Source organism: Microcoleus sp. B6-A1 (genome assembly GCF_036705085.1).
In the GTDB taxonomy this organism is placed as follows: Bacteria; Cyanobacteriota; Cyanobacteriia; order Cyanobacteriales; family Microcoleaceae; genus Microcoleus.
Window position 1 is genome coordinate 17,120 of the sequence record NZ_JAUBTU010000008.1, and the last position, 25,228, is coordinate 42,347.

General features: G+C 43.8%; 19 protein-coding genes. 15 read left to right on the forward strand and 4 right to left on the reverse strand.

Going from position 1 to position 25,228, the window contains the following annotated elements; translation table 11 throughout:
- Nucleotides 1–263: 263 nt before the first annotated feature.
- Nucleotides 264–824, forward strand: a complete 561-nt coding sequence (locus QUB11_RS04395; protein WP_333151151.1) for a Uma2 family endonuclease — start codon at nucleotides 264–266, stop codon at nucleotides 822–824.
- Between the two features lie 300 nt (nucleotides 825–1,124).
- Here QUB11_RS04395 and QUB11_RS04400 read toward each other — a convergent pair whose 3' ends face one another.
- Complete coding sequence (locus tag QUB11_RS04400) at nucleotides 1,125–3,593, reverse strand: ATP-dependent Clp protease ATP-binding subunit (protein WP_333199818.1); 2,469 nt, start codon at nucleotides 3,591–3,593, stop codon at nucleotides 1,125–1,127.
- Between the two features lie 429 nt (nucleotides 3,594–4,022).
- Here QUB11_RS04400 and QUB11_RS04405 point away from each other — a divergent pair, with 429 nt between their 5' ends.
- Nucleotides 4,023–9,362: an AAA family ATPase gene (locus QUB11_RS04405; RefSeq protein ID WP_333389896.1), complete on the forward strand. Its 5,340-nt coding sequence runs from the start codon at nucleotides 4,023–4,025 to the stop codon at nucleotides 9,360–9,362.
- Nucleotides 9,363–9,366: 4 nt separating this feature from the next.
- Here QUB11_RS04405 and QUB11_RS04410 read toward each other — a convergent pair whose 3' ends face one another.
- Nucleotides 9,367–9,933, reverse strand: a complete 567-nt coding sequence (locus QUB11_RS04410) for a hypothetical protein (RefSeq protein ID WP_333389898.1) — start codon at nucleotides 9,931–9,933, stop codon at nucleotides 9,367–9,369.
- Nucleotides 9,934–10,055: 122 nt separating this feature from the next.
- Between QUB11_RS04410 and QUB11_RS04415 the strand changes: the two genes are divergently transcribed.
- The 3 genes from QUB11_RS04415 (at nucleotide 10,056) to QUB11_RS04425 (ending at nucleotide 13,010) form a co-directional block, all read left to right on the forward strand.
- Complete coding sequence (locus QUB11_RS04415; RefSeq protein ID WP_333389900.1) at nucleotides 10,056–11,069, forward strand: hypothetical protein; 1,014 nt, start codon at nucleotides 10,056–10,058, stop codon at nucleotides 11,067–11,069.
- Between the two features lie 150 nt (nucleotides 11,070–11,219).
- Nucleotides 11,220–12,320 carry a glycosyl transferase gene (locus QUB11_RS04420; RefSeq protein ID WP_333389902.1) on the forward strand — a complete coding sequence of 367 codons (1,101 nt, stop codon included), beginning with the start codon at nucleotides 11,220–11,222 and terminating at the stop codon, nucleotides 12,318–12,320.
- Nucleotides 12,321–12,593: 273 nt separating this feature from the next.
- Nucleotides 12,594–13,010, forward strand: a complete 417-nt coding sequence (locus QUB11_RS04425) for a secondary thiamine-phosphate synthase enzyme YjbQ (protein ID WP_333151165.1) — start codon at nucleotides 12,594–12,596, stop codon at nucleotides 13,008–13,010.
- Here the strand turns inward: QUB11_RS04425 and QUB11_RS04430 are convergent.
- Complete coding sequence (locus QUB11_RS04430; protein ID WP_333389905.1) at nucleotides 12,997–13,512, reverse strand: heme-binding protein; 516 nt, start codon at nucleotides 13,510–13,512, stop codon at nucleotides 12,997–12,999. The genes QUB11_RS04425 and QUB11_RS04430 overlap by 14 nt on opposite strands.
- Nucleotides 13,513–13,933: 421 nt before the next feature.
- Here QUB11_RS04430 and QUB11_RS04435 point away from each other — a divergent pair, with 421 nt between their 5' ends.
- Together QUB11_RS04435 and QUB11_RS04440 are read left to right on the forward strand one after the other, a co-directional pair.
- Entirely contained in the window at nucleotides 13,934–15,136 is a 1,203-nt protein-coding gene (locus QUB11_RS04435) for an EAL domain-containing response regulator (protein ID WP_333389906.1), read from the forward strand.
- A 53-nt stretch (nucleotides 15,137–15,189) separates the two neighbouring features.
- Nucleotides 15,190–16,035: a prohibitin family protein gene (locus tag QUB11_RS04440; RefSeq protein WP_333389908.1), complete on the forward strand. Its 846-nt coding sequence runs from the start codon at nucleotides 15,190–15,192 to the stop codon at nucleotides 16,033–16,035.
- 479 nt (nucleotides 16,036–16,514) lie between these two features.
- Here the strand turns inward: QUB11_RS04440 and QUB11_RS04445 are convergent, their stop codons facing one another.
- The gene (locus QUB11_RS04445; RefSeq protein WP_333389910.1) at nucleotides 16,515–17,429 is read right to left on the reverse strand and encodes a LysR substrate-binding domain-containing protein; all 915 of its coding nucleotides are present in this window, start codon (nucleotides 17,427–17,429) and stop codon (nucleotides 16,515–16,517) included.
- A gap of 388 nt (nucleotides 17,430–17,817) precedes the next feature.
- Here QUB11_RS04445 and QUB11_RS04450 point away from each other — a divergent pair, with 388 nt between their 5' ends.
- The 8 genes from QUB11_RS04450 to QUB11_RS04485 all read left to right on the forward strand — a co-directional run bounded on the left by QUB11_RS04450 (nucleotide 17,818) and on the right by QUB11_RS04485 (nucleotide 25,062).
- A complete protein-coding gene (locus QUB11_RS04450) occupies nucleotides 17,818–19,320 on the forward strand; it encodes an APC family permease (protein WP_333199801.1) in 1,503 nt (500 codons plus the stop codon).
- Between the two features lie 210 nt (nucleotides 19,321–19,530).
- On the forward strand, nucleotides 19,531–20,235 hold the full coding sequence (locus tag QUB11_RS04455) for a cadmium resistance transporter (protein ID WP_333199799.1): 705 nt from the start codon (nucleotides 19,531–19,533) through the stop codon (nucleotides 20,233–20,235).
- A 20-nt stretch (nucleotides 20,236–20,255) separates the two neighbouring features.
- A complete protein-coding gene (locus QUB11_RS04460; RefSeq protein WP_333199797.1) occupies nucleotides 20,256–20,909 on the forward strand; it encodes a cadmium resistance transporter in 654 nt (217 codons plus the stop codon).
- A gap of 549 nt (nucleotides 20,910–21,458) precedes the next feature.
- Nucleotides 21,459–22,124 carry a hypothetical protein gene (locus tag QUB11_RS04465; RefSeq protein ID WP_333199795.1) on the forward strand — a complete coding sequence of 222 codons (666 nt, stop codon included), beginning with the start codon at nucleotides 21,459–21,461 and terminating at the stop codon, nucleotides 22,122–22,124.
- Between the two features lie 146 nt (nucleotides 22,125–22,270).
- Nucleotides 22,271–22,693, forward strand: a complete 423-nt coding sequence (locus tag QUB11_RS04470) for a DUF202 domain-containing protein (RefSeq protein WP_333199793.1) — start codon at nucleotides 22,271–22,273, stop codon at nucleotides 22,691–22,693.
- Between the two features lie 15 nt (nucleotides 22,694–22,708).
- On the forward strand, nucleotides 22,709–23,155 hold the full coding sequence (locus QUB11_RS04475) for a DUF202 domain-containing protein (RefSeq protein WP_333199791.1): 447 nt from the start codon (nucleotides 22,709–22,711) through the stop codon (nucleotides 23,153–23,155).
- Between the two features lie 304 nt (nucleotides 23,156–23,459).
- Nucleotides 23,460–23,963 (forward strand): hypothetical protein, encoded by a 504-nt coding sequence (locus QUB11_RS04480; RefSeq protein ID WP_333199789.1) that lies wholly within the window; start codon nucleotides 23,460–23,462, stop codon nucleotides 23,961–23,963.
- A gap of 304 nt (nucleotides 23,964–24,267) precedes the next feature.
- On the forward strand, nucleotides 24,268–25,062 hold the full coding sequence (locus tag QUB11_RS04485) for a sulfite exporter TauE/SafE family protein (RefSeq protein ID WP_333199787.1): 795 nt from the start codon (nucleotides 24,268–24,270) through the stop codon (nucleotides 25,060–25,062).
- The last annotated feature ends 166 nt before the right edge of the window (nucleotides 25,063–25,228 follow it).

The window sequence follows — 25,228 nt, forward strand, 5'->3', positions numbered from 1 at the left end:
TGATGAAGTTTTGAAAAATCGCCCTTTTTTTTTTGGGTAAAAAGCTTGACACTGTTAGCTTGACAATGTATTATTTAATAATGGGAATAGTGGCAATTTTAAAAATTAAGTTACTACTCCCATTATCTAAAATATACCTTAAAAGCAAACTAAGATCAATAGGTAAAAATTCCTTTTTTTGCGCCGCGATTTGAGATTGTGAAAGCAGCAAAGGCGATGAAACAGAAAAAGGGCAACTAAAAGGAGCGCCAAATAAATAAATTATGACAACTCAGTTTATGAAGCGCCTGTTCACAGTAAAAGAATATCATCAGATGATTGAATCTGGCATCTTGACAAAAGATGATAAAGTTGAATTGATTCGAGGAGAAATCGTTCAAATGGCCGCCGTCGGTAGAAGGCATACATCTCATGTCAAGCGTCTGACAGAGTTATTCTATATCCGCTTATTATCGAGAGTAACCATTGGAGTTCAAGATCCGGTAGAATTGGACGATCGCTCGGAACCTGAACCGGATATTTCCTTACTGCGACGGCGCGATGATTTTTACGAATCGGGACATCCTCAGTCTGAGGATATTTTACTAATTGTGGAAGTGGCGGATGCAACCGCTGAAACTGACAGAAATATCAAAATTCCTCTTTATGCCGAAGACAATATTGTAGAAGTTTGGCAGGTAGATATTAACGAGCAATGTGTAGTAGTTTATCGCGAACCTTCTCCTTCGGGATACCAAAATATTCAAAGATTTCAGCGGGGTCAGGTTTTATCAATTCTTGCTTTTCCAGATGTAGAAATTGCTGTAGATAATGTGTTGGGATAATAGAGTCATAACTCATACCATTTTAGATTTTAGATTTTAGATTTTAGATTTTAGAATTGGGAATGATATCGTTTCCGGTTGTATCGGAATGATTTAACCGCAGAGGGCGCAGAGAACGCAGAGGGAGAGAATACAGAGAGGAATAATTCCGATGCTACCGAATTTGATATGACTGATTATATAAGGATTTGGAGCGTGCCTAAACTTGCTTTTTTTTAACGGGTATTATTTAATTAAAAACCCGGTTTCTCGGAGAAACCGGGTTTTTAATTAACAGTATTTATCCGTCTGTAGAGTGCATTAATGGCTTAATGCGAATTCGGGCAATTTCGGCTCAGATGAACCATCGGGCACTACCTTAACCTGACCGTTTTCATCCACATCCACGATCGCCTTTTGGCCGTCTTTCAGCTTCCCAGACAGCATTTCCTCAGCCAGTACATCTTCCAACAACCGCATGATTGCGCGGCGCAAAGGTCGAGCACCGTAGCTGGGATTGTAGCCTTCTGTAACTAACAAGTCCTTGAACCGTTCTGTCACCGACAAAGTAATACCCTGTTCGGTTAAGCGGCTGAAGACTTGCTGCAACATAATGTCCGCAATCTGCTTGACTTCTTCCCTGTTCAACTGGCGGAAGACGATAATCTCATCCAAGCGGTTGATAAATTCGGGACGGAAAAACTGTTTCAGTTCTTCGTTTACCAAGCTGCGAACGCGGTTGTACTGACCGTCTGCGGCACTTTCAGCAAACTCGAAACCGAGACCGCCGCCGCCTTTTTCAATCACTCGCGAACCGATGTTTGAGGTCATGATCAGCAGTGTATTCTTAAAGTCTACTGTCCGACCTTTAGCATCAGTTAAGCGGCCGTCTTCCAAGATTTGCAGCATCATGTTGAAGACATCCGGGTGAGCTTTTTCGATTTCGTCGAACAAGATGACCGTGTAAGGACGGCGCCGGACTGCTTCTGTTAGTTGGCCACCTTCGTCGTAGCCAACGTAACCGGGAGGCGAACCGATGAGTTTGGAAACCGTGTGGCGTTCCATGAATTCGGACATATCTAACCGAATCATGGCTTCTTCGGAACCGAAGAAATAAGTGGCCAGGGCTTTTGTAAGTTCCGTTTTGCCGACGCCTGTGGGGCCGGAAAAGATGAAACTGGCGATCGGGCGATTGGGATTTTTTAAGCCTACCCGTGCGCGACGGATAGCCCTAGAAACTGCGCTGACAGCTTCTTCTTGACCGATCAAGCGCTGGTGCAAAGTATCTTCCATGTGCAGCAGCAATTCCGATTCGGATTCTGTCAGCTTGCTGACTGGTACTCCCGTCCAATTAGCCACGATGTGGGCGATGTCTTCTTCGGTGACGATGGGAGAGATTCTGATCTGGCTTTTGTTGATAGTAGCTGCGGCGATTTCGGCTTCGATTTCTAATTCGCGATCGCGCAATTTGCCAGCTTTGTCAAAGTCTTGTTCGCGCACAGCAGCATCTTTTTCTTTGCTAACAGCCGGAAGTTGTTTTTTGAGTTCTTTAACTTCGGGCGGGGTTTGCGAGTTCAAGACGTGGACGCGGGAACCTGCTTCGTCAATTAAGTCGATCGCCTTGTCTGGCAAAAATCGATCGTTAATGTACCTGTCTGACAGTGTAGCCGCTGCTTCTATAGCTGCATCGGAAATCGTCAGTCTGTGGTGCTGTTCGTAGGCTGATCGCAACCCGTACAATATTTCTATTGTTTCAGCCACGCTCGGTTCACCGACTTTGATCGGTTGGAAGCGGCGTTCTAAGGCAGCGTCGCGCTCGATATGCTTGCGATATTCGTCCAAGGTAGTGGCGCCAACACACTGCAATTCGCCTCTAGCAAGGGCTGGTTTGAGCATATTGGAGGCGTCCATGCTACCTTGAATTGCGCCTGCACCGACTAAGGTGTGAATTTCATCAATGACCAGAATGATGTTGCCGGCAGCGCGAATTTCGGCCATGATTTTCGTTAGCCGTTCTTCAAATTCGCCTCGGAACTTTGTACCAGCAATCAGCGAACCCATATCGAGGCTGATTACTTGTTTGTCTTCTAAAATTTCCGGGACGTTTCTATTAACAATCCGCTGGGCTAGGCCTTCGGCGAGGGCGGTTTTGCCTACTCCCGGTTCGCCTACTAACACTGGATTGTTCTTCGTGCGGCGGCCGAGCACTTGGATCACACGCTCGATTTCATTTTCGCGGCCCACCACGGGATCGAGTTTGCCGGCTGCGGCTAACTTGGTCAAGTTTGTGCCAAATTCTTCTAAAGTCGGGATTTTGCGATCGCCGCTATCTCCCCTACCTCCAGGTACCGCCGCCACTTCTCCCACGGCACGAATTACCTGCGTGCGGACTCTCTGGCGATCGATTCCCAAGTTTTGCAGCACCTTCGCCGCCACCCCTTCATCGTCCTGAATCAGCCCTAGCAGGATGTGCTCGGTGCCGATGTAATTGTGGCCTAACTGCCGCGCTTCGTTCAGCGCCGTCTCAAAAATGCGCTTGACGCGGGGCGTAAAAGGAATTTCCGGTGGGAGGAACCCGGAACCTCTACCGATGATATTTTCGATTTCATTGCGCGCCTCTTTCAAATTGAGGCCCATATCCAGTAATACTTTTGCAGCGATGCCAGTGCCTTCGCCGACGAGCCCCAGAAGAATTTGCTCGGTGCCTACAAAATTGTGACCGAGGCGTCGCGCTTCCTCTTGGGCTAGCATGATTGCTTTAATGGCTTGTTCTGTAAAGCGTTCAAACATATTTTTTCTATCCTACTGTCTTGGCGAGGGCTGTATCGCTGCTGGTGAGGAGCGATTTGGAACACTACACAAATTATAGATGTAAATTTTTGTGTATTTCCTTCTTTAACAATGTATCTTGCTAAGGGGGTAGGGACAGTGGGGAGACCCGAATAGTAGGGGTGTGGTTGCCGTCCGCTGTCGATCGGATATTAATTGAGAATAATAGTAGCAAAATGGCTTGATTGCCTGAATACTATCATTTTATGTATAAATTGTATTCTTGTTCAAGCAAATAAAGCTTGATTTTTGTTGGCATAACTAGATGGTTGAATTAAGCATATAACAGTTGCAATGTCAAGACTTTTGAGGGTTGAGGGTGGTCGTGCCGTCAGTCAACAGCGAACAGCGACTCGAATCAGATATATTTTCAACTCTTAGGATAACTCCATGCAATTTCTCTCGCAATACCAAATCCACTCCACTCTCCACGAAGGTATCGAAACGATTATTTATCGAGGAAAAATCCCCACCCAGCAGGAGACAACCGTACTCAAAATCCTGAAAGCTGAATATCCTACCCTCGATGCAATTACTCGGATCAAGCACGAGTATCGCATTCGCCAACATTTAGATTATCCGGGCCTAGTTAAAGTCATTAGCCTAGAAACCTTTGACAACCGTCTGGGCTTGCTTTTGGAAGACTTTGAGGGCGAATCTATCGATCGCCTGATGTCCAGACAAAAGCTCGAAGTCATCACTTGTTTGAGGTTTGGCATCCAACTCATAAAAACCTTAGAATATCTACACCTTCAAAAAATTATTCACAAAGATATTAAGCCGAGCAATATCATCCTCAACAGCCAAACAGGAATTATTAAACTGACAGATTTCGGGATTGCTTCACGATTGTCCAAAGAAAATCCCCAAATTAATAATATTAACTCGATAGTCGGTACTTTTGCTTATATGTCTCCCGAACAAACCGGGAGAATGAACCGCACCCTCGACTACCGCACCGACTTTTATTCTCTCGGTATTACCTTATATGAAATGCTGACAGGTCAATTACCATTTATGAGTAACGACCCGTTAGAGATAGTTTACAGTCACATAGCATCTCAAGCAATTGTACCCCATCAAATTAATTCAGACATTCCACCAGCCATCTCACAAATTGTGATGAAATTGATGGCCAAAAATGCCGAAGATAGATATCAAAGCGCAGGCGGATTGTTAGCCGATTTAGAAAATTGTTTAAATCAGTTAGAAACTACAGGCAAGATAGTCGATTTTACCCCCGGAAACTTAGATATATTGAGTCAGTTGTTGATTCCTCAAAAATTGTACGGTCGGGAAACACAAGTCAGCGAACTATTGGCAGCCTTTGAACGTGTAGCTAATCTTTGCGAGGAAAATTCTTCCCCTTCCCAAATTGAACTGATCCTAGTGTCGGGTTATGCAGGTATAGGCAAATCGGCCGTAGTTAGCGAAATTCAAAAACCCATCACCAGACAGCGGGGTTATTTTATTTCAGGTAAATTTGACCAATTCAAGCGGAATATACCTTACGCATCTTTAATTCAAGCTTTTCAATCTTTGATCCAGCAGTTACTTGCCGAAAATAGCAAAAAATTACAAGATTGGCAACATCAACTTTTAGCCGCACTAGGTGATTCCGGGCAAGTAATTATTGACGTGATTCCCGAACTAGAATTGGTAATTGGCAAACAGCCTGCCGTTCCCGAACTTGCCCCAACTGAAGCACAAAACCGCTTTAACAGGCTATTCAAAGAATTTATCCACGTATTCGCGCAAAAAGAGCATCCATTAGTCATATTTCTTGATGACTTGCAGTGGTCAGATTCAGCGACGTTGAAATTAATGGAATTGCTGGCAACTGACCCCGATAGCAAATATTTACTATTAATTGGAGCCTATCGAGACCATGAAGTTAGCTCTACACATCCTTTAATGCAAACAGTAGAGTACCTTGAACGAACGGGGACTATTATCAACCAATTTGTGCTGCAACCTCTTTCTTTAGCCCAGGTGACTGAGTTAATTTCTGAGACGTTGAATGACTCAGAAAGAATTCACCCCTTAGCGGAGTTAATTTGGAATAAAACTGGTGGTAATCCTTTTTTCGTGACGCAATTGCTCAACACTCTTTATCAAGAAAAACTTTTAAAATTTGACTTTACCCGGCTGCTGTCTACCGGGATAAAAGGGCAGTGGCAGTGGAACATTGAGGAGATTCAAGCTATTGGTATTACAGATAAGAGTGTAGTGGAACTGGTAGCCAGTCGGATTCAAAAATTGCCAGAGATTACACGAGAAATTTTGAAATTAGCCGCTTGTGTTGGGGACAAATTCACTTTAGATGTTCTCTCTACTGTCAACGCAAAATCTCCATCAGTCACTGCGACGGAACTCTGGGATGCTTTGCAAGCGGGGTTAATACTTCCATTGAATGAGAGTTACCTCATTCCTTTATTTTTAGATGGAGAAGGAGGAGCTAATTTAACTTTCGATTCTTCGCGAATCAGCTATAAATTTTTGCACGATCGCGTCCAGCAAGCTGCATATTCGCTGATTCCTGATGATGAAAAGAAAGCCACTCATCTTAGTATCGGTAAATTGCTGTTGGAAAAGACGCCCGCCGATAAAGTAGAAGAGAAAATTTTTGATATTATCAACCAGTTGAATGTAGGAATTGATTGTCTGAGCCTGCAATCAGAAAAAGATGAATTAGCAGGATTAAATTTAATGGCTGGGCATAAGGCAAAAGCAGCTAACGCTTATGAACCCGCTGTTAAGTATTTGAATGTGGGAATTTCCTTATTAGCACCTGATAGCTGGGTTTGCAACTATAACATGACGCTGCGGCTGTATGTAGAGACGCTGGAAGCAGAATATTTAAACACCAACTTTGAGCAAGCAGAAGTTTTGGCAGAAGTGGTTTTGCGATGGGCTAAAAACCAGCTTGACATAGTGAAAGTGTATCAGCTCAAGATCCTTTTTTATCAGGCTCAAAGCCAGATGCTAAAAGCTGTTGAAACAGGTCTAGAAGTGCTGGAAATGCTGGGAGTCAACCTATTAGATAAGCACACCATTGCAGTGCCAAAATTGCCGCGAATTGAGGAATTAGCCAATCTGCCAGTTATGACAGATCCTTATCAACTGGCAGCTATGGAAATCCTGACAGCCCTCTATCCTCCTGCTTATATTGCCAAACCTGAAATTGTGTCCTCCCTCGTCTTGACTATGGTCAATCTTTGTATTGATCGCGGTCATTCAGCATTAGCTAGTTTTCCCTATACTCTTTATGGAATGATGCTGTGCGGCATCGAAGGCGACATCGAAGCTGGCTACTACGCTGGACTAATCGCTTTAAAGCTGCTAGTACAATTTAATGCTAGCCAACAGAAAGCTAAGGTTTATGTAATGTTTAATGGTCATATAAGAATATGGAAAGAGTCTACTAAAAATACACTTGCTTCCTTTCTAGAAGGAAGAAATTTTGGTGTGGAAAGTGGTGACTTAGAATGGGCAATTTATAATTCTAAGCACTATATTACTAATTTATTTCTGGTGGGACAACCGCTAGAATATGTCACGGAAAAACAAAGCATTTATATGGAATTTTTGGTAAAAAATAAACACGAATTTGCCATAGGTTATGCTAAAATTTGGCAAGTAATTGCTTCAAGTTTAAGAAGCAAAACAGCAGAGCAAGTACGGTTAGTTAGCGGCAGGTTGGATGAACCTGCTGTGATGTCCCGTTGGCAGAAAGAAAATAATCGAATGTCGCTGTTTGCAGCTTATGTTGCTAAATTGATGCTGCTTTATTTACTTAAAGATTATGCTGCGGCTGTGGCCAGCGGTAAATTAGCGGCAGAATACGCAGATGGGGCGATCGGCTTAATCACTGTTGGGGTACACAATTTCTACTATTCGCTGGCCATCCTCGCTCACTATCCTGACAGTGACAATCAAGAAGCAGACTTAGCTATTGTTAACTCTAATCAGCAAATCATGAAAAAGTGGGCCTACCATGCACCCATGAATTATCAGCACAAGTACGACTTAGTTGAAGCTGAGAAAGCTAGAATTTTTAGCGATAAACTTGCAGCAATGGATTATTATGACTTCGCTATTAAAGGAGCGGCTGCTAACGGTTACATCCAAGAAGAAGCATTAGCCTATGAATTAGCGGGAGAGTTTTATCAATCTTGGGATAAAGAGATAATTGCTCGAACTTATCTGACAAAAGCTTATTATGCCTACATCCGCTGGGGAGCTATAGCAAAAGTTAAATACTTAGAATCCCGTTATCATTATTTAGTTGATCCCAATCAAGGAGCAATATCTAAAAATGTTGATATCATGACTGCTACCACTACTGTTGACAATAGCTTTATGCTGGATTTACCAACTGTTATCAAAGCATCTCAAGCTGTTTCGAGCGAAATTATCCTCAGCCGCTTGCTAGAGAAACTCGTACAGCTTGTGAAGGAAAATGCAGGCGCTCAAAAAGTATTATTTCTTGCCAAGACAGGTAATCAATTATTCATAGAAGCTGGAGTTACAGGTCAGTTTAATGATGTTATCGTGTTACAATCTCTCCCGATGGCAGAATCCGATCTTCTCCCAATTTCCTTGATTAACTATGTAGAAATAACTCAAAAATACTTGGTTTTAGATGATGCTACTAGAACAGATCAATTTCAATTTGACCCGTATATTGCGAGCAATCAACCCCTATCTATCCTGGTATTGCCAATTATCCATCAAGGCAACCTTACGGGAATTTTTTATTTAGAAAATAATTTAACAAAGGGTGCTTTTACTAGCGACAGGCTAGAAATTTTGGGAATATTGTCTGCACAAGCAGCTATTTCTCTAGAAAATGCCCGTTTTTATACTATTCTGGAAACGCGAGTAGCGCAAAGAACTGAGAAATTGCATACTGCATTGGAAGAACTTCGCCACACTCAATTGCAGCTAATCCAAAGTGAAAAAATGTCCAGTTTAGGGCAAGTGGTAGGGGGAATTGCTCACGAAATTAATAACCCCATTAACTTTATTTATGGAAATTTACATTACACCAATGAATACGCTGAAAACTTACTAGATTTACTACGTTTATACCAAAATCATTACCCAAATCCCGTGCAAGAAATAGTCAATGAAACAGAGCAAATAGATTTAGATTTTTTGATGACTGATTTCACTAAAATGATAGAGTCAATGAGAGTGGGTGCTGCGAGAGTTCGCGATATTGTGCTGTCGCTGCGAAACTTTTCTCGGCTAGATGAATCAGATAGAAAATGGGTTAATCTCCACGAAGGTATCGACAGCACGTTGATGATTTTGGATCACAAATTAATTGATATTCAAGTGCTCAAGGAGTACGGCAATTTGCCTTTAGTGAACTGCTATCCGGGAGAAATTAATCAGGTATTTATGAATGTACTGACTAATGCTATTGATGCTTTGTCTCGCGAAAAAAGAGGGAAAGAATTTGACTCGACAATTCAGATTTGCACTGAAGTCGCCGAAGGAAATCAAGTAGCAATTCGCATTGTTGATAATGGTGTGGGGATGAGTTCGGAGGTATTGGGTAAAATATTTGACCCGTTTTTTACTACTAAAGAGGTAGGTAAGGGGACGGGTTTGGGATTGTCTATCAGTTATCAAATTGTGGTAGAACAACATGGAGGAAAGTTAATTTGCAAGTCGGAACCTGGAGAGGGCAGCGAGTTTACTATACTGCTGCCGTATTGATGAATTAAAGCCATCGTGAAAGCAACTGTTCAATTACTTTCACAAAGCCGATCGCAATTTGGATCAACGGCCAACCCACCAGACAAATTAACACCGCCCAGCGAGTTTGAATATCCAAACCTTGGCGAACCGCCACAATTACAGCTAGCAAACTCCACACAGCTAATATGCGCTCTATTCCTTCTCCCAGCAAGGGAATTAAGGTTAAAAAATTGAGCACTTGGGGCGCGTAAGCAAAGCCGATCGGAACCAACAACTCCCCATAAGTTACGTGCCCCTGCTTCAGCCACTCTCCGATTTTAAAGATAGTGAAAGTCCAAAAATAATAACCCCCCGCGACTGCCAAACCATCTATCCAAAGTGCTAAAAATAACACTGATAGCTCAGTTCGATTGATTAACAAAATGACAGCACTGCCCAACACGCGGGACAGCGCAGCTAAAATTACAATTGTTAAAGCTATCCGCTTAGTTCTGCGAGTGTAGGGAGTTTTTTCGTAAAAATTGCCGTTCAATGAAAGTGCGTTCCAAAGCGTTGCCCCCAAGCCTGCAATTGAATCTTCTCCCTTCACGTTGAACTCCTGCTCCTCAAGATAGTTGACAACTTTTACAAAATAAGCTCTAATACAGCAGAATCACCGAACTATTTGTAGGTAATTAGGTAATTAATTGGCATTCTACCAGATTTTATTAAATGCTAAGATTGATTTTACGGATACTTGCATGGCTGCGCGGGGGAAGTTTAAATTTGTTGCTCATCGCAGGTGTAATCCTGATAATTTGGGGCATTCTTTCGCCGGTGGGAACTGTTATATGGTGGCTGAATCAAAGTGCCGAAACTTTTGGGATTAAGAAAAATCCACCGGAGATACTGCCCTCAAACAAGGGCAATTTAGAAGCCCGCAAGTCTTCGCAGCTCAATTGTTATATCATCTTTTTACCGGGAGTTGGCGATTTTTCAGGGGATGAATTAACCCCTGGTGAAGAGTTTTTTCTCAAGCGTTTAGTTAAAAGTCACCCGCAGTGTGTAGCAGTGGGCGATGTTTTTCCTTATTCAGCGTCTAACAAAAGTTTAGGAGGAGAGCGGTGGCTAGCTCCTTTTTGGCGGTTTGCAGAACAGGCAAAAAGCGGGCCGATTGCGGGGGATATATTCATCAAAATTCGCAATCTCTGGAGGTTTGCAATTTCTCTAGATTATCGCTACGGATTTGCATACAATCAGGGAATGGCTAAGGCAATTATCGATCGCATGAATGCTCAATCTCCCATTTCAGTTAATCCTCAAAAACCTTTGAAAGTTATTTTAATTGGCACTAGCGGCGGTGCACAAGTTGCTTTGGGTGCTACTCGCTATCTTAAAGAATGGCTGAAGGCAGAAATTACGGTTGTTTCGGTTGGGGGCGTGTTTTCGGGAGAAAATGGTTTTGCAGAGGCCGATCGCATTTTCCACTTTCACGGCACTCGCGATTCAATTGAGGATATTGGCGGCATAGTTTTTCCGAGTCGCTGGTACTGGTACGCGACTTCTCCTTTCAACCAAGCTCGTTTGCAAGGCCGCTATGCAGCAGCTTTGAGCGGCCCTCACAAGCATGACGGCGATGAGGGATATTTTGGGGAAAATCTAGCAGCGGACGGTAAAAAGTATGTAGATATAACCCTGGACAAGATTAATCAATTGCCTGTTTGGTCTGAGGGCGCGTCCGATTGATGAGTTCTTGCATATTCGATAGTCATTAGTTATTAATTGTGTCATTGTTGGTTGTACGTCGCTTGAAGCTTTGCCTTGTTGGCTTCCAGTCTCTACCTCCAATTCGCAATTCCCAATTCCCAATTCCCAATTCCCAATTCCCTATTATCAATGTCTCGACCAACATTATATATTGCCATCACAAATCACGGATTCGGCCACGCTGTCCGAGTCTCCTCGGTAGCTGCAAAAATTCAAGAATTAAATCCAGATATCTTACTAATTATCACAACAACAGCACCTCGCTGGCTGCTAGAATCTTATATTACGGGCGACTTTATCCACCGTCCCCGCGCTTTTGATGTCGGAGTCGTGCAAGCTGACAGTTTGAATATGGATAAAGACGCGACGCTGGAAAAATTGCGGGAAATTCGGAAAAAGCAAAATTCCCTAATTGCCAGCGAAGTTACTTTTATCAAGCAAAATCGGGTGGGTTTGGTGCTGGCAGATATTCCTCCTTTGGCAACGCGAATGGCGGCAGCGGCTGGGGTTCCCTGCTGGATGATGAGCAATTTTGGGTGGGATTTTATCTATCGAGATTGGGGCGGGGAATTTGTAGAAATGGCAGATTGGATTGGTGAATGTTTCGGAATGTGCGATCGGCTTTTTCGTCTTCCTTTGCACGAACCGATGCCAGCTTTCCCAAATATTCAAGATGTGGGCTTGACTGGCGGCAATCCTCGCTACAGTAACGATAAAGTTCGGGAAGTATTCGGCATCGAAACACCGCTGGAAAAAACTGTATTGTTGACTTTCGGCGGATTGGGTTTAGAGGAAATTCCTTATCAAAATTTACAGCAATTTAGCGACTGGCAATTTATTACTTTTGATGCGGGAGCTCCCGATTTGCCGAATTTGATTAAAGTCAAAAATCAGGAGTTTGCAAAATCTCTCCCGATTTTACCCCGTCCGGTTGATATTATGCCTGTCTGCGGGCGCTTAGTTTCTAAACCGGGATACAGCACTTTTGCGGAAGCTTTGCGCTTGGAAATACCTGTTGTTTCTATAATGAGAGAAGGTTTTGCAGAAGCTGCGGTGTTGCTGGAATGGCTTCAAAATTATGCGGAACATCAAATTGTGACGGCGACGGAGTTTTTTGAGGGGGATTGGGAGTTTTTGCGACAACCGCTGCATCCGCCCCGTTTGTCGGATAAATTGGATAAAAATGGTACGGAGGCGATCGCCCAAGCTGTTGTAGACTATTTTTATTAGACCTCGACCGAATAGTAAGTTTTGAACAGGCAGGATGCCTGTTCCACAATAATTATTGGAGAGGTCTAATATACCAGTAGTAGTGGTAGTAGTGGTAGTGGTAGGTTGGGCCCGTGGAACGAAACCCAACATCCAATTAATGAGTGTTGGGTTTCGTTCCTCAACCCCAACCTACATAATAAAAAAGGAAGAAGTAAGATGTAACAATAGGAGAATATTTTTGCAAGAGTTTCTTTGAAAATCCCAAATCTCAAATCCCACATCCCAAATCCTATGACTCACTATCAACAGATACTCAAGATTCAAACTACAGGGAAATCTCTGTGCAAAATCACTCCTAAGATAGAAGATGCGGTGGCGAATTCAGGTATTAAAACGGGACTTTGTAGCTTATTTTTGCGCCACACTTCTGCTAGTTTGGTGATTCAAGAAAATGCTGACCCGGATGTACTTAAGGATTTGGCTAACTTTTTGGCTAAACTGGTACCGGAGGACGATCGCTACATTCACGATGCCGAAGGCCCAGACGATATGCCGGCCCATATTCGCACTGCGCTGACTCATACTTCTGAACAAATCCCGATCGATCGCGGCAGGTTACTGTTAGGAACTTGGCAGGGAATTTACCTGTGGGAACACCGCCAGCGGGGTCACATTCGCGAATTAGTTGTTCACGTCAGCGGGACTTGATGGGAATTTGTACCTCGCTGATTTTAGTTGCTTCCGGCGTCATCGGGGAATTGTAAAAAAAGCGGCGCGGCGGCCCGACTATTTCATATTCGGGATGTTCTTGAAGCCAATCTTTAAGTTTCTGGAGGTTATTTTCGTAGCTTTCCCAAGTGTAGGCCCCGCCCACGCCAATGCTGACAACCGTCATCGGCGAAGTATCCGTGATTTCTACAGCGGAGTTAACGCTACTGGGGGCGATATTTGGTGCGGCATAGAGGAACGAAACTTCAGCTTGGGGAACTGCATCGATTTGCCCGGAAGTTTCCGTGTAGCGCGCTTCTACTGGTGTTGTCATCGCAATTTGGTTGTTGCTGATGTGTTGAAATAAGGGATTGAAGGCGATTCCTGTCGCTTGTCGCAAATCGCCCGCGTGGGTGTAGGTGACAGCGCGGTACTGAGGATATTGCTTAACTTCTATCACCCCAATCTGTGCGGGTTCAGGGAATCCAGTAGGTAATACCATTTGAGATTTAAAAGTTGAGATTTTACATTGAAGAAGGGGGAAAGACTGACTCTGCAAGGGTTTGGAACTTGCTTGCAGTTGCATGGTTTTTGGCAACTGGTATAAATAGGCTGAGATTGTTTGCAGACAATCGTTCAGGCGGCACAATTAGTTTAGCAGTTATTTAAGGCGCTGCTAACTGTCGATCGCCTAGAATTAGTTGAGAGATTATTAATTAACCTCGTAATAATACGGACGGCACTGAGTAAGCACAGAAACATTAATCTAGTTGTGCTTGAAAAATTAGCGTTTTTCAGGTGTTTGCTATTTGTGTCGGAAAATATTCCGCTGTTGGGCCGATCGAGCTGTGCGTTCTCAGTTATTGGGACGCTTATCGCGTTCAGTAACGCCTATCAATTATACCGCTTTCAGGGAATGACGTATGAAAAAGATTCTAGTGATTGAGGACGAGCAAGTAATTCGCGAGAATATTCTCAAACTCCTTAAAGCTGAAGGTTTCGACGTGACGGGTGCAGAAAATGGATCGCAAGGTTTATATGCGGCGGTGTCAAATGTTCCCGACGTGATTATTTGCGACGTGATGATGCCAGAACTTGACGGGTATGGGGTGCTGGTGGCCTTGCGATCTAATCCTGTTACTGCTACAGTACCTTTTGTTTTTCTCACTGGTAAAGCCGATCGCTCTGAAATGCGGCAAGGTATGGAATTGGGCGCAGATGATTACCTGACTAAACCTTTTACTAAAGCTGAACTTGTGGGCGCGATATCGAGCCGCTTGAAAAAACAAGAAGCTTTCGCCGAACAGTACAATACTTTGCGATCGCAAAGCAGCGAATTGATCCAAGATGCCGACAAATTAGAGCGGATAAAAACAAGTTTGTGCGACGCACTGGAACGAGAAGAATTCCAAGTTTATTATCAGCCGCAGGTCAATGTCCACACTGGTAAAATTATCAGCGCCGAAGCTTTAGTGCGCTGGGTACATCCAGAAAAAGGGCTGATTTCGCCCGCAGAATTTATTCCGGCTGCCGAAGAAACTGGCTTCATTGTACAGTTAGGCGAGTGGGTTTTGCAGACAGCTTGCAGGCAAATGCAAGTTTGGAAAAATGCTGGTTTTTCGGGGCTGCGGGTAGCGGTGAATCTGTCGCCACGCCAATTTCACCAACCGGATCTCAGCAGCAGAGTTGCCCAAATTTTAGCAGAAACTGGTTTGCAAGCGAGCAGTTTGGAATTAGAGCTGACCGAAAGTTTGATGGTAGAAGATGCCGAAAGTGCGATCGCTACTTTGCAACAATTGAAAAAATTGGGAGTTTCTATATCTATTGATGATTTCGGAACTGGGTACTCTTCTTTAAGCTATCTGACGCAATACCCCTTCGATACTTTAAAAATAGACCGCTGTTTTATCAGCAATATCACCGATGGTTGCACCAATGCAGCAATTGTGAAAGCTATTATTGAAATGGCGCACAGTCTCTGTCTTGAGGTAATTGCCGAAGGAGTTGAAACAGAAGCCGAAAAAGATTTTCTCTGGCGCTATAAGTGCGATATAATGCAAGGATATTTGTTCAGTCCTCCTTTGGCTGCAGCGGATTTTGAACAGTTGTTGATGGCAGGAAAATAGAATATCTATTAAGTCAATCTTGAGCAGAGAATTAAGTGCGATCGGGGTGGAATATGGTTTTAGAATCCAGCAGTAACGTTGACTCACTCAAATCCAGCAATAAAAAAAATAAAGAGTTTTACCTAGCTGTTCAACTAGCTGTAGTAATAGTATTTTTAGCTATTTTTTCCAAATTTTTTATCATAGTCAACGCCGGAGAACGGGGCGTGCTGATGCAGTTTGGTAAAGTGCAAGAACAGGTACTAGGAGAAGGAATTCACGTAATAGTCCCCACAGTTTATACTGTAAAAAAGTTGAGCGTCCGCGTACAGAAACAGGAAAGTTCCGCTGAAGCTTCCTCAAAAGATTTGCAAGATGTTTTCACGGATGTAGCGCTCAACTGGCACATTATCCCAGAAGAAGCAAATGCTATTTTTCAACAAATAGGTGACGAAAAAGAAGTCGTGGTTCGCATTATAGATCCGGCAGTTGAAGAAGTATTAAAAGCAGTTATGGCCAAATACACGGCTGAAGAAATTATTACTAAACGGGGAGAAGTTAAAGCCGCCGTTGATGATTCTTTGACCTTGAGGCTGGTTACATATCACATTGCCGTTGACGATATTTCTTTAGTACACGTTCACTTTTCTGAGCGGTTTAGCGAGGCGGTGGAGGCGAAACAAATTGCCGAACAGGAGGCAAAAAGAGGGGAGTTTTTAGCGCTGAAGGCAGTAAAACAGGCCGAGGCTAAGGTGAATTTAGCCAAGGGAGAAGCCGAAGTGCAAAGGTTGCTGCGGGACAATTTGACTCCCGAACTTTTGGAAAGGCAGGCTATAGAAAAATGGGATGGGAAATTGCCGCTGATTGTTGGTGATGGGGGTAAAAATTTATTGGACTTGAGGAAATTGGTTGAGAGATAACAGCCCTGGACGCATCAGCCCAAAGAAACCGGGTTTTTTACCTAATCTGTGACCTACAACGAAGGATTTTCGGAAAAAAACCCGGTTTCTGACCGAAAGCATCCAGGATACCCGCCACGTGATTCATCCGTCCAGAAATAAAAAACCTGTATCCGATGAAACTTGCCCCCCGAATTTATCCGTGGGGTCAATGCTTCAATCTAAAATCTAAAATCTAAAATCTAAAATCGATTGACCATCGGTGCACAAGTCCAGTACAAAAATACAGGGAATTTAGCTTTTTATGTCGGTAAAAAACCCGGTTTCTTGACTATTCGTGCGTAAGTCCTGAATTACCAATTATATCATGTCCGGTCGATTACCCTGATTCTTGTAGGGGCGGGTTCACCAATAATATTTGCCCCTAACGGACAATCTCACAAACCCGCCCCGGCTTATGTATTATGGGCGATAGATCAGACATGATATTACCCAGCACCTTAAGTTAATCTCTGTTCAAAAGCTTTAGTAATTCCAGTTTGAAAGCGCTGTCGGTGTTTCAGTTTCAAAACAGGTTTAATTATTTCAAAAGATACATTTGAACTCGGTTCGATAGCTGAAATTTTTATTGCTCGCAGTGTAGATAGCTGCAATTCTTTTTTTACCATCAATTCAGGAATAGCCGCTGCACCTGTGCCGCTTTCCACCACTGCTTTTACCATTTCACTACTGTTCAAAACTAAAGTTACATTCAATTCATGGGGATTAATGCCCCAACTTTGCAAAGCTTGTTCCAACATTTGCTGAACTCCAGAACCAGCTTCTCGCATCACCCAATCCGTTTTCACAATTTCCGTTAAACTAACCTCTGCACGTTCAAACCAAGGGTGAGATTTGCCAACTACAATCAGCAAGCGTTCGCTGCCTACAACTTCTTCCTCCAGAGTGCTCTTAAGTGAAGCTTTAATATCTCCCGTCACTAAACCCAAATCAAATGTTCCCGTCGCCGTCCCCGCACAAATTTCTTCGGCATTTGCCAGAGTACAATTCACGCAAATACCAGGATATTTTTGTTTGAACTTGCTAAGTTTATCAGGCAACCAATAATTGCCAATGGTCAGACTGCAACCCAAGTTTAATTCGCCTCGCTGCAAGTCGTTCAACTCCCGCAAACCTCTCTCTGTCAAAGCAACTTGGTCTAGAATTTTCTGCGTTTCAACTTGCAGCAACTTCCCAGCATCTGTGATTTCGATGCGGCGGCCGATGCGGTGAAATAGTTTTACTCCGTATTGTGCCTCTAAGCTTTGGATTGTCGCGCTGACAGCGGGTTGGGTGATGTAAAGTTCCTCCGCTGCGCGGCTGAAGTGCAGGTGTTCCGCGACAGCTAGAAAAACTCGCAGTTGGTCAAGCGTCATTCCGGCCATGCTGAGGGTTCCTTTACTAAATACAGTTATTTTTTGAAAAAAAAATCTTTTGCGGCTCAACTTTTATCTGAACTTTTTGACTTTATTGTACAGGTTGGAATTCCCCAAAAAGCACGGTTGCCAGCCGCTATTTAAATTTTCCTTTTAACATCAAGGGTTTGAGCTTGTGGCGACAGATAGATCCCGTATTCCAACAGTTATTTTTGCGACGGCACTGCATCACTTGTATTTATTAATTCGATAACAAACAACATTTGATTCTACCTCTGAAGAGCCTTAAGGTGATACTTAAGCTTCTAACGCAGGGCCCGATGCTGAAGCAGCACCGACAAGTTTAAGCCGATCGCCAAAAGTCGATCAACAAAAAGAGAGAAGATAAATGACTAAGAAAACGCCAAAAAATCACAGTCCCCACGGCTTAAAGCCGGACTGCCTCTCCTTCGGGGAGGTTTTAGCTCAATCCTTTGCCGTCATTGCACCTACAACTATACCCGCATCTAATATAGGTTTAATCGTCGCTCTTTCGGGTAACGGGGCTTGGCTGAGCTTTCTCATCGGCTTGATAGGCCTAGTATTTGTCAGCATCAATATCAACCAATTTGCGAGTCGATCGGCTTCTGCAGGTTCTCTTTATTCTTATATTGTTAAAGGACTTGGCCCGACTGCCGGCGTAATTTGCGGCTGGAGTTTGGTACTCGCTTATCTATTTACTGCGATGGCCGTTTTGTGTGGTTTTGCCAACTTTACGGGTACTTTCATCGGTCATTTAGGCATCCATCCCTCGCCGATTACGCTGTTAGCGATCGGGGCGGGCGTTGCTTGGTATGCAGGTTATAAAGATATCCAACTCTCAGCTATGGCGATGCTGTGGCTGGAAGGAGCATCAGTGGCTGCGATCGCACTTTTAGGAATTATCATCTGGGCGCACAAAGGTTTTGCCCTGGATATGTCCCAATTAACTTTGGAAGGCGTAACTCCGGGCAACATAGCGACGGGACTTGTCTTAGTAATGTTTGGTTTCTCAGGTTTTGAAAGCGCTACATCTCTGGGCGACGAAGCCAAAAAACCCTTAAAAAATATCCCCAGAGCTGTCATGGGCAGTGCTGTCATGGCAGGCTTATTCTTCATTTTGATGACCTATATTGAGGTTTTGGGTTTTAGCGGTACTGGAGTTTCTATTACTAATAGTGAAGAACCTCTGACTTTTCTAGCGCAACAAGTCGGGATGGGCTGGCTGGGAGAGTTAGTGGCTTTCGGCGCTTTATTTAGCTTTTTTGCTTGCGTGCTCGGCAGCATCAATCCAGCCGCGAGAGTGTTTTTTATGATGGCGCGGCACGGTTTGTTTCACTCTTCATTAGGTGTAGCGCATTCGTCTAATAGAACTCCCCACGTTGCAGTAACGATGTGTACATTTATGACATTTTTGGTGCCTGCTGTGATGTCTATGTTTAACATCAAACTGTTCGATTGTATGGGTTATTTGGGGGCAATTTGCAGCTACGGATTTTTAACTGTATACATCTTGATTTCGATCGCGGCTCCAGTTTACTTGCACAAAATTGGTAAATTGCGCCTGCGGGATGTGGTGTTCTCGGTGGTGGCGATCGCATTTATGATGATTCCGATTGCGGGCAGTGTGGGCATTCCAGGCAGCACTATGTTCCCAGTTCCCGAAGCTCCTTACGATGCGTTTCCTTACTTGTTCTTGATGTATTTGGTTGCTACTTGCGGGTGGTTTGTGTTGCAGCGGCGGCGCTCTCCTGGACTTGTGCGTTCGATGGAGCATGGTATTGACGCAATTCATGCCAAATTCGACGAAGAAAATGCAATTTACGGTGGTGTTCGATTGAAAACAGTCCCCTTTGACAGTGATGGTTTTTGATTAGCAGTTACCAGTTCTCAGCCAGGACGAAGAGTTTTTAGCAACTGGTTTTGACTGAGATATTGCAGCATTGTCGATCGGCCTTTCAAGGGCAGGCTAGGAGCAACTAGCCACAATAAAATTTAATTTGTGTGGAACGGGCATCTTGCCCGTTCCTAAGATACGATCCCAGCCAGTAGAACGAAATAAAAAATCTGAGGAGACACAGAAATGAATGAATTACTAACAGCAATTTCTACGGGGATGACAGCTTTTACGGCTACGAACCTTGACGATATTCTGATTCTGCTGCTGTTTTTCTCGCAGGTGAATGCAATATTTCGGCGCAGGCATATCGTCTTCGGTCAGTTTCTGGGCTTTACTGCACTGGTTTTGGCTAGCCTTCCCGGCTTTTTTGGCAGCTTAATCTTTCCGCCAGATTGGATCGGAATGCTGGGTTTGCTGCCAATTGCGATCGGGCTTAGCCGCTTGCTGAATCCAGAAACTGACGATTCGGAATCTGAGGCAGAATTAGAGCAATCAGAGAACTCTTTTTTTAGCAGTTTTCTGTCTCCTCAAACTTACAGCGTAGCAGCGGTGACGGTGGCAAATGGCGGCGACAATATCGGGATATATGTACCGCTTTTTGCTAGCAATACTTTAGAAAGTTTGGCGGTGATTCTCGGCGTATTCTTCGCGATGGTGGGCGTTTGGTGCTACGCTGCTTATCGGTTAATTCAAATGCGGGCGATCGCAGATACTTTGACTCGCTACGGCAATCAGCTTGTGCCTTTTGTTTTGATCGGATTGGGAATGGCAATTCTGGTTAAAAGCGGCACTCTGGCAAGCCCCACTTTAAGTATAATATCTTTAGTTGGTTGCGGTTTCTGTTTGATAACGATGAGCAGAAGTAACGCCAGCGAAACTGAAGTTTAAAAAAATTGCAGGGACACCACATGAATTGGATTGCAGCAGCGATTATTGCCGGGATTACATCTTTTGCCGCAACCAATATCGACGATATGGTGATTTCGATGCTGTTCTTCGCCCAGGTAAATGATACTTTCCGCCCCCGGCATATCTTTGTCGGTAAGTACCTCGGATTTGCAGCACTCATAGCTGCTAGTTTGCCCGGTTTTTTTGGTGGGTTAATTGTGCCGAAAGCTTGGATTGGCTTGCTGGGTTTGGTTCCGATCGCGATCGGCATCAGTCACTTAGTCAAGAGAGAAAATGATGAAAATGACGTACAAGCAGTATCGGGCGAATTTAACCGTCAATCTAACTCATCTGCTGTGTCAAGACTTGCGAATCTTTTCAACCCCCAAACTTTGAATGTGGCTGCGGTAACAGTAGCGAATGGGGGTGACAACATCGGTATTTACTTGCCGCTGTTTGCTAGCAGCGATTTGCCGAGCTTGCTGGTGATTTTGGCGGTTTTCTCGGTGATGGTAGGTGTTTGGTCTTATGCCGCTTATCGGTTAACTCGCCAAAGGGCGATCGCCCATATTTTGACTCGCTATACCAAGGCTGTTGTCCCTTTTGTATTAATTGGCTTGGGAATATTTATTCTGATTGAAAGCGGTACTTATCGCCTGCTCCCGGCATTTTAATTCAACTAAGAATTAGCCTCGGTTCCGCTACTTACATCCCTTTCTAGGCAGATAACTTTTCCGATGTTCATAATTTATAAGCTATCATTTTTGCCTTACCAATTGTTTTCTTAAAATGGTCTCTAAATTACTTGCCATATATCACCAAATATGCTAAGTTAATAATGAACTAATTAACCGAGCTAAAAGCAGCTTTAAACTAATTTAGCCTCGAATTTTTACGAAAGTTCAAGCCATTTTGTGAGCTAGCAAGTTGCCAGAATTAGGCAAGAATATACCTGTCATTTCACTAAATCCTGTAGTGGTGAATCCAACTCAGCTAAAAATTTGAGGAGGAATCCTTAAAATATCGCCCGAACACTTTGCCACTACCCCACACCGATAGACTTTTACAATAGGTCTAATCCTAAAAAACCAGATTTTTCGATTCTGCAAAATTTGGTTTCTCCGGCAAACCAGTTAAAGAGATATTGTTTTTGCCTAAGTCCTAAAATAGCAAGCAAACAGAAAGTTGGAAAAAACCTGACAATCGAGAAAAGGAGAAAAATTGTGAAAATCTTCAAATTTGTTTTAGTGCTGTTGGTAATGGCCGCCAATTTAGTATTCGTTCCCCCATCTTGGGCAGACGCTCCAAAAACGCCGAAATATGCGAGCAATCCCGACTACATAGAAGTGACTCAAGCTCTGAACACTCTCAAGGCAGCGAAAGACGCACCCGATACCGCCCAGAATTATACCCCTGAGCAACTTCAGCAAAAAATCTCTCAATTGGAGTTTCAAAAATACACTTTAGAAACTGGAAAACCTTGGGGTCAGTGCCGCAACGAGACAGGAAAAACCCTGGCTGTCTACGGCCAGAAACGCAAAAAAGCAGCTTCTTCTTCTTACGAGAATGCCCTTTATTTTCTAGCTGACGGCCAAACAACTGAACATAAATGGGATTGCGATGGAATTTATCTACCCAGCGATATCAAAGCAACTGATTTAAGAACGACAGATCAACCTTCAGAAGAATTGACGGGGGGTCTAGCTGTTAAGATAGTTGACGGAACTCAAGTTGTAGCCAGAGCTAATCCCGATACGGGGGCTGTAGAATTCAACGTTCCTACTGCTAAGGTTTTCCAGCCTGGGGATGCGAATTGGTTTGTTCCTGATGTGACTCAGGCTTACATAGATACGCAAGTTCCCAACGCCCCTACTGAGGAAAATGATTAGGTTTGGTGAAGTTGTAATGCGATCGGCTGTGTAAAGCCCGTTGCAACGCAAAATCCCGCCGGGTATAAATACCCGGCGGATAATCGTCCCAGCGCAAATATATCGGTTTACCTTCTCATTTCCAGTAAAAATTAAAAGGTTTATCTATGCTATTAAATTGGAAATCCACAAAAGTAATTACAGAAAAGATTAAGCGACCAAATCCGTCGCGGGTGCGGGATCACTTGGCAAACGAGCGCACTTATTTAGCATGGATGCGGACAGCAATATCGCTGATGGGTTTTGGCGTAGTTATCGTGCGCCTTCGCACCTTTCATCCCCCTCTACTCCCAACTCCCGGCAATGGCTGGAAGTTGGGTTTGCTTTTTTCAGCAGTGGGTTTGCTGACGGTGTTATTCTCAACTAAGCACTACTTTGGTGTCCGTCAGGATATCGATTACGATACTTATGAACCTACGGATCGCTGGGTAATTCTTTTTAGCCTCGCGATCGCACTCCTAGGGGCTGGGGTAATTTATTATATGTTCACCGTTCCTTCTAGCTCATTTGGTTTGATGGCACCTGAATAATGGTGGCGGTTCACTATGAATATTAAAGAGTTCGATCGCGTGCAATTATCGTTCCAACCGATGCCAGTAGATGATGAGAAACCAAACCTGCAAAATCTGTCGCGGGCGATCGATCGATCGGCAAATGAGCGCACCTTCTTAGCATGGATGCGGGCTGCGATCGCCCTCATGGCTTTTGGCGTCGTCATCATCCGACTTCGCGTCGTGCAAATGCCCGTACATTACCGTCAGGCGATGGGGTGGAAGTTGGGTTTAATCTTCTCTCTAATAGGTTGGGTGACAGTCTTAATCTCAACTAAGCACTACTTCACCGTTCGCCACCAAATTGACCACGATACCTACAATCCCCCTGACGGCATGGTTTTATTTTTCAGTTCCGCTGTGGGCTTATTGGGGATTGGAGTAATTTATTCAATTTTGGCAACCGCCCTGAGCCCAAGTAGTCTTGTAATACCCGATTGATTGCAAAAAGGACATCAGGCAGCATTAGACAAAATTGCAAAAATAATTAGGACGGGCTAGAAGCCCATCCCACAAAATTTTTTTTCTTGTGGGATGGGCTTCTAGCCCGTCCGAAAATTTGATTAAAAGGACTTTTGCAATCTTGTCTGTTCTCAACAACCTGTCCCAGATCGATATTTTGCTGCCACAAAGAAAGTAGACTTACCCCTGTGCAGCTAAAGTACGGTAAGTCGATTGACTTACTAGACATAATTCAGCTTTGCTGTTAAACTACGGTAAGTCGAGCGAGTTATGAGCTATTAACGTGGAAAACGCTAAAAAAGTCAGTCAAGAGTACCAGCTTGCAGGACAACTTACCCAACAGTTGCCAGAAGCTAAGGGCTTTAACGAAGTCTGGTTTAAAAAAATCCGAGGCGGGTTGCTTCTGGCAATTGGATATTTGTTATCACCGCTGTGTTGGTGGAACGACATATTTTTCAATCTGCCAATTGCCTACGCCTTTGGGTATATCTTTAGTTGGCTTTCCCCAGATTTACTGTTTCCTTGCACAATTGTCGGCTACTGGCTTTCCAATATTGTGGGAATTCTGTTGATGCAGCTAGGAACTTTAGATGTTTTTACAGACAAACCCAAGGAAAAAAACCTCAAAAAAGAGTTATTAACGGGTTTAGTATCATCAACCGCCTTCACAGTTGTCATTGTGGCATTGATTCATTTTAATGTTCTCGATACTCCCGATTTCTTTTCCGGCCAGCAGTCGGTTAACCTCAGCTCTGCTTTACCTGTGACGCTCGTCACTTCAAGGTAAAAGGCAGAATATAAACCCCATAAATAAATCGAGGGTTTTCGAGCAGTTACACAGGGACATTTAAGAAAATCAGGGAGCTTTTACACTACAATTTGTGTAGGATTGTTTATTTGCATTTACTTACTTTTACCAAGAACATTGTTGCTGAAAACGCGACCAATCAAAAGTGTTGAAGAGACATTTTTTGGGTTAAAAATCTTGAGATGCAAGTGATATTTAGCCTGTGTAGCTGTGTTGTTCTAGCCACCCAAGTTATCTATTTGTTGGTTGGCAGCGCTTAAATACACAGTTTTTGGGCATAACAGTGAATTACTTATTACTATCGTTTCTCAGCTTTTTTGTGGGCATTATCGTTGGTTTTACCGGAGTTGGCGGAGCATCGCTCATCACCCCAATGTTAATTTTTGTTTTCCAGATTCCGGCATCAATTGCCATTAGTTCGGATGTCGTAGCTGCTACACTGATGAAAGTTGTTGGTGGCTTCAAACACTGGCAGCAAAAAACCCTCGACTTGCAAGTAGTTAAGTGGCTGGCATTGGGTAGCGTACCCGGTTCCCTGGCTGGCGTGTGGATTTTACACTGCATCAAATCCAGCGGAAGTCAGGACTTAGACAGCATATTGCTGCGCTGTCTCGGAGTAGGGATCGCACTAATTGTCGCTTTATCCCTGACCCAATTAGTGGTCAAAACATTTTTCCCTAGTTTTAAATTGCCTTCGCCCCCTAAATGGGACTTAAATACTAATTCTGGCCGTATTTGTACTGTGAGTGCTGCAGCAATTTTAGGCTGCATAGTGGGAATCACTAGCGTGTCTTCCGGTTCGATGTTTGCACTGTTGCTGATTGCTTTTTTCCGCCTGGATACTTCTAAATTGGTGGGTACAGATATTTCGCAGGCGGCAATTTTGTTGATGTTTACATCTCTGGGACACCTCAGCCTCGGAACGGTAGACTGGAGTTTAGTTTTGCCAATTTGGTTGGGTTCGGTGCCGGGAGTTTTAGTAGGTGCTAAATTCTGCCAAATTATGCCTCAACGCCCGCTAAAGTTTGTTATTTACGGAATGTTGGCGATGGCTAGTTGGAAGTTGTATCAAGTCTGAAAAGTAGGGTAATGTCAGGAGTATTGCTGTCAACAAATATGCGCTTTCGCTGCATTACGGCAGGGGTTTAAACCCCTGCCTCAAAGCTGAAGTCCTCGCTATGAGGACTATTAATATCATGTCCTATCGATTGACCGCGATTAAATGCCGGGGCGGGTTTACAGAT

Excerpts from the sequence above, each read along its gene's own strand:
- QUB11_RS04460 (WP_333199797.1), top strand. The coding sequence starts at position 20,256 with ATGAATTGGATTGCAGCAGCGATTATTGCCGGGATTACATCTTTTGCC.
- QUB11_RS04420 (WP_333389902.1), top strand. The coding sequence starts at position 11,220 with ATGTCTCGACCAACATTATATATTGCCATCACAAATCACGGATTCGGC.
- QUB11_RS04440 (WP_333389908.1), top strand. The coding sequence starts at position 15,190 with ATGGTTTTAGAATCCAGCAGTAACGTTGACTCACTCAAATCCAGCAAT.
- QUB11_RS04470 (WP_333199793.1), top strand. The coding sequence starts at position 22,271 with ATGCTATTAAATTGGAAATCCACAAAAGTAATTACAGAAAAGATTAAG.
- QUB11_RS04475 (WP_333199791.1), top strand. The coding sequence starts at position 22,709 with ATGAATATTAAAGAGTTCGATCGCGTGCAATTATCGTTCCAACCGATG.
- QUB11_RS04430 (WP_333389905.1), bottom strand. The coding sequence starts at position 13,512 with ATGGTATTACCTACTGGATTCCCTGAACCCGCACAGATTGGGGTGATA.
- QUB11_RS04415 (WP_333389900.1), top strand. The coding sequence starts at position 10,056 with ATGCTAAGATTGATTTTACGGATACTTGCATGGCTGCGCGGGGGAAGT.
- QUB11_RS04455 (WP_333199799.1), top strand. The coding sequence starts at position 19,531 with ATGAATGAATTACTAACAGCAATTTCTACGGGGATGACAGCTTTTACG.
- QUB11_RS04425 (WP_333151165.1), top strand. The coding sequence starts at position 12,594 with ATGACTCACTATCAACAGATACTCAAGATTCAAACTACAGGGAAATCT.
- QUB11_RS04400 (WP_333199818.1), bottom strand. The coding sequence starts at position 3,593 with ATGTTTGAACGCTTTACAGAACAAGCCATTAAAGCAATCATGCTAGCC.
- QUB11_RS04450 (WP_333199801.1), top strand. The coding sequence starts at position 17,818 with ATGACTAAGAAAACGCCAAAAAATCACAGTCCCCACGGCTTAAAGCCG.
- QUB11_RS04405 (WP_333389896.1), top strand. The coding sequence starts at position 4,023 with ATGCAATTTCTCTCGCAATACCAAATCCACTCCACTCTCCACGAAGGT.
- QUB11_RS04435 (WP_333389906.1), top strand. The coding sequence starts at position 13,934 with ATGAAAAAGATTCTAGTGATTGAGGACGAGCAAGTAATTCGCGAGAAT.
- QUB11_RS04445 (WP_333389910.1), bottom strand. The coding sequence starts at position 17,429 with ATGACGCTTGACCAACTGCGAGTTTTTCTAGCTGTCGCGGAACACCTG.
- QUB11_RS04395 (WP_333151151.1), top strand. The coding sequence starts at position 264 with ATGACAACTCAGTTTATGAAGCGCCTGTTCACAGTAAAAGAATATCAT.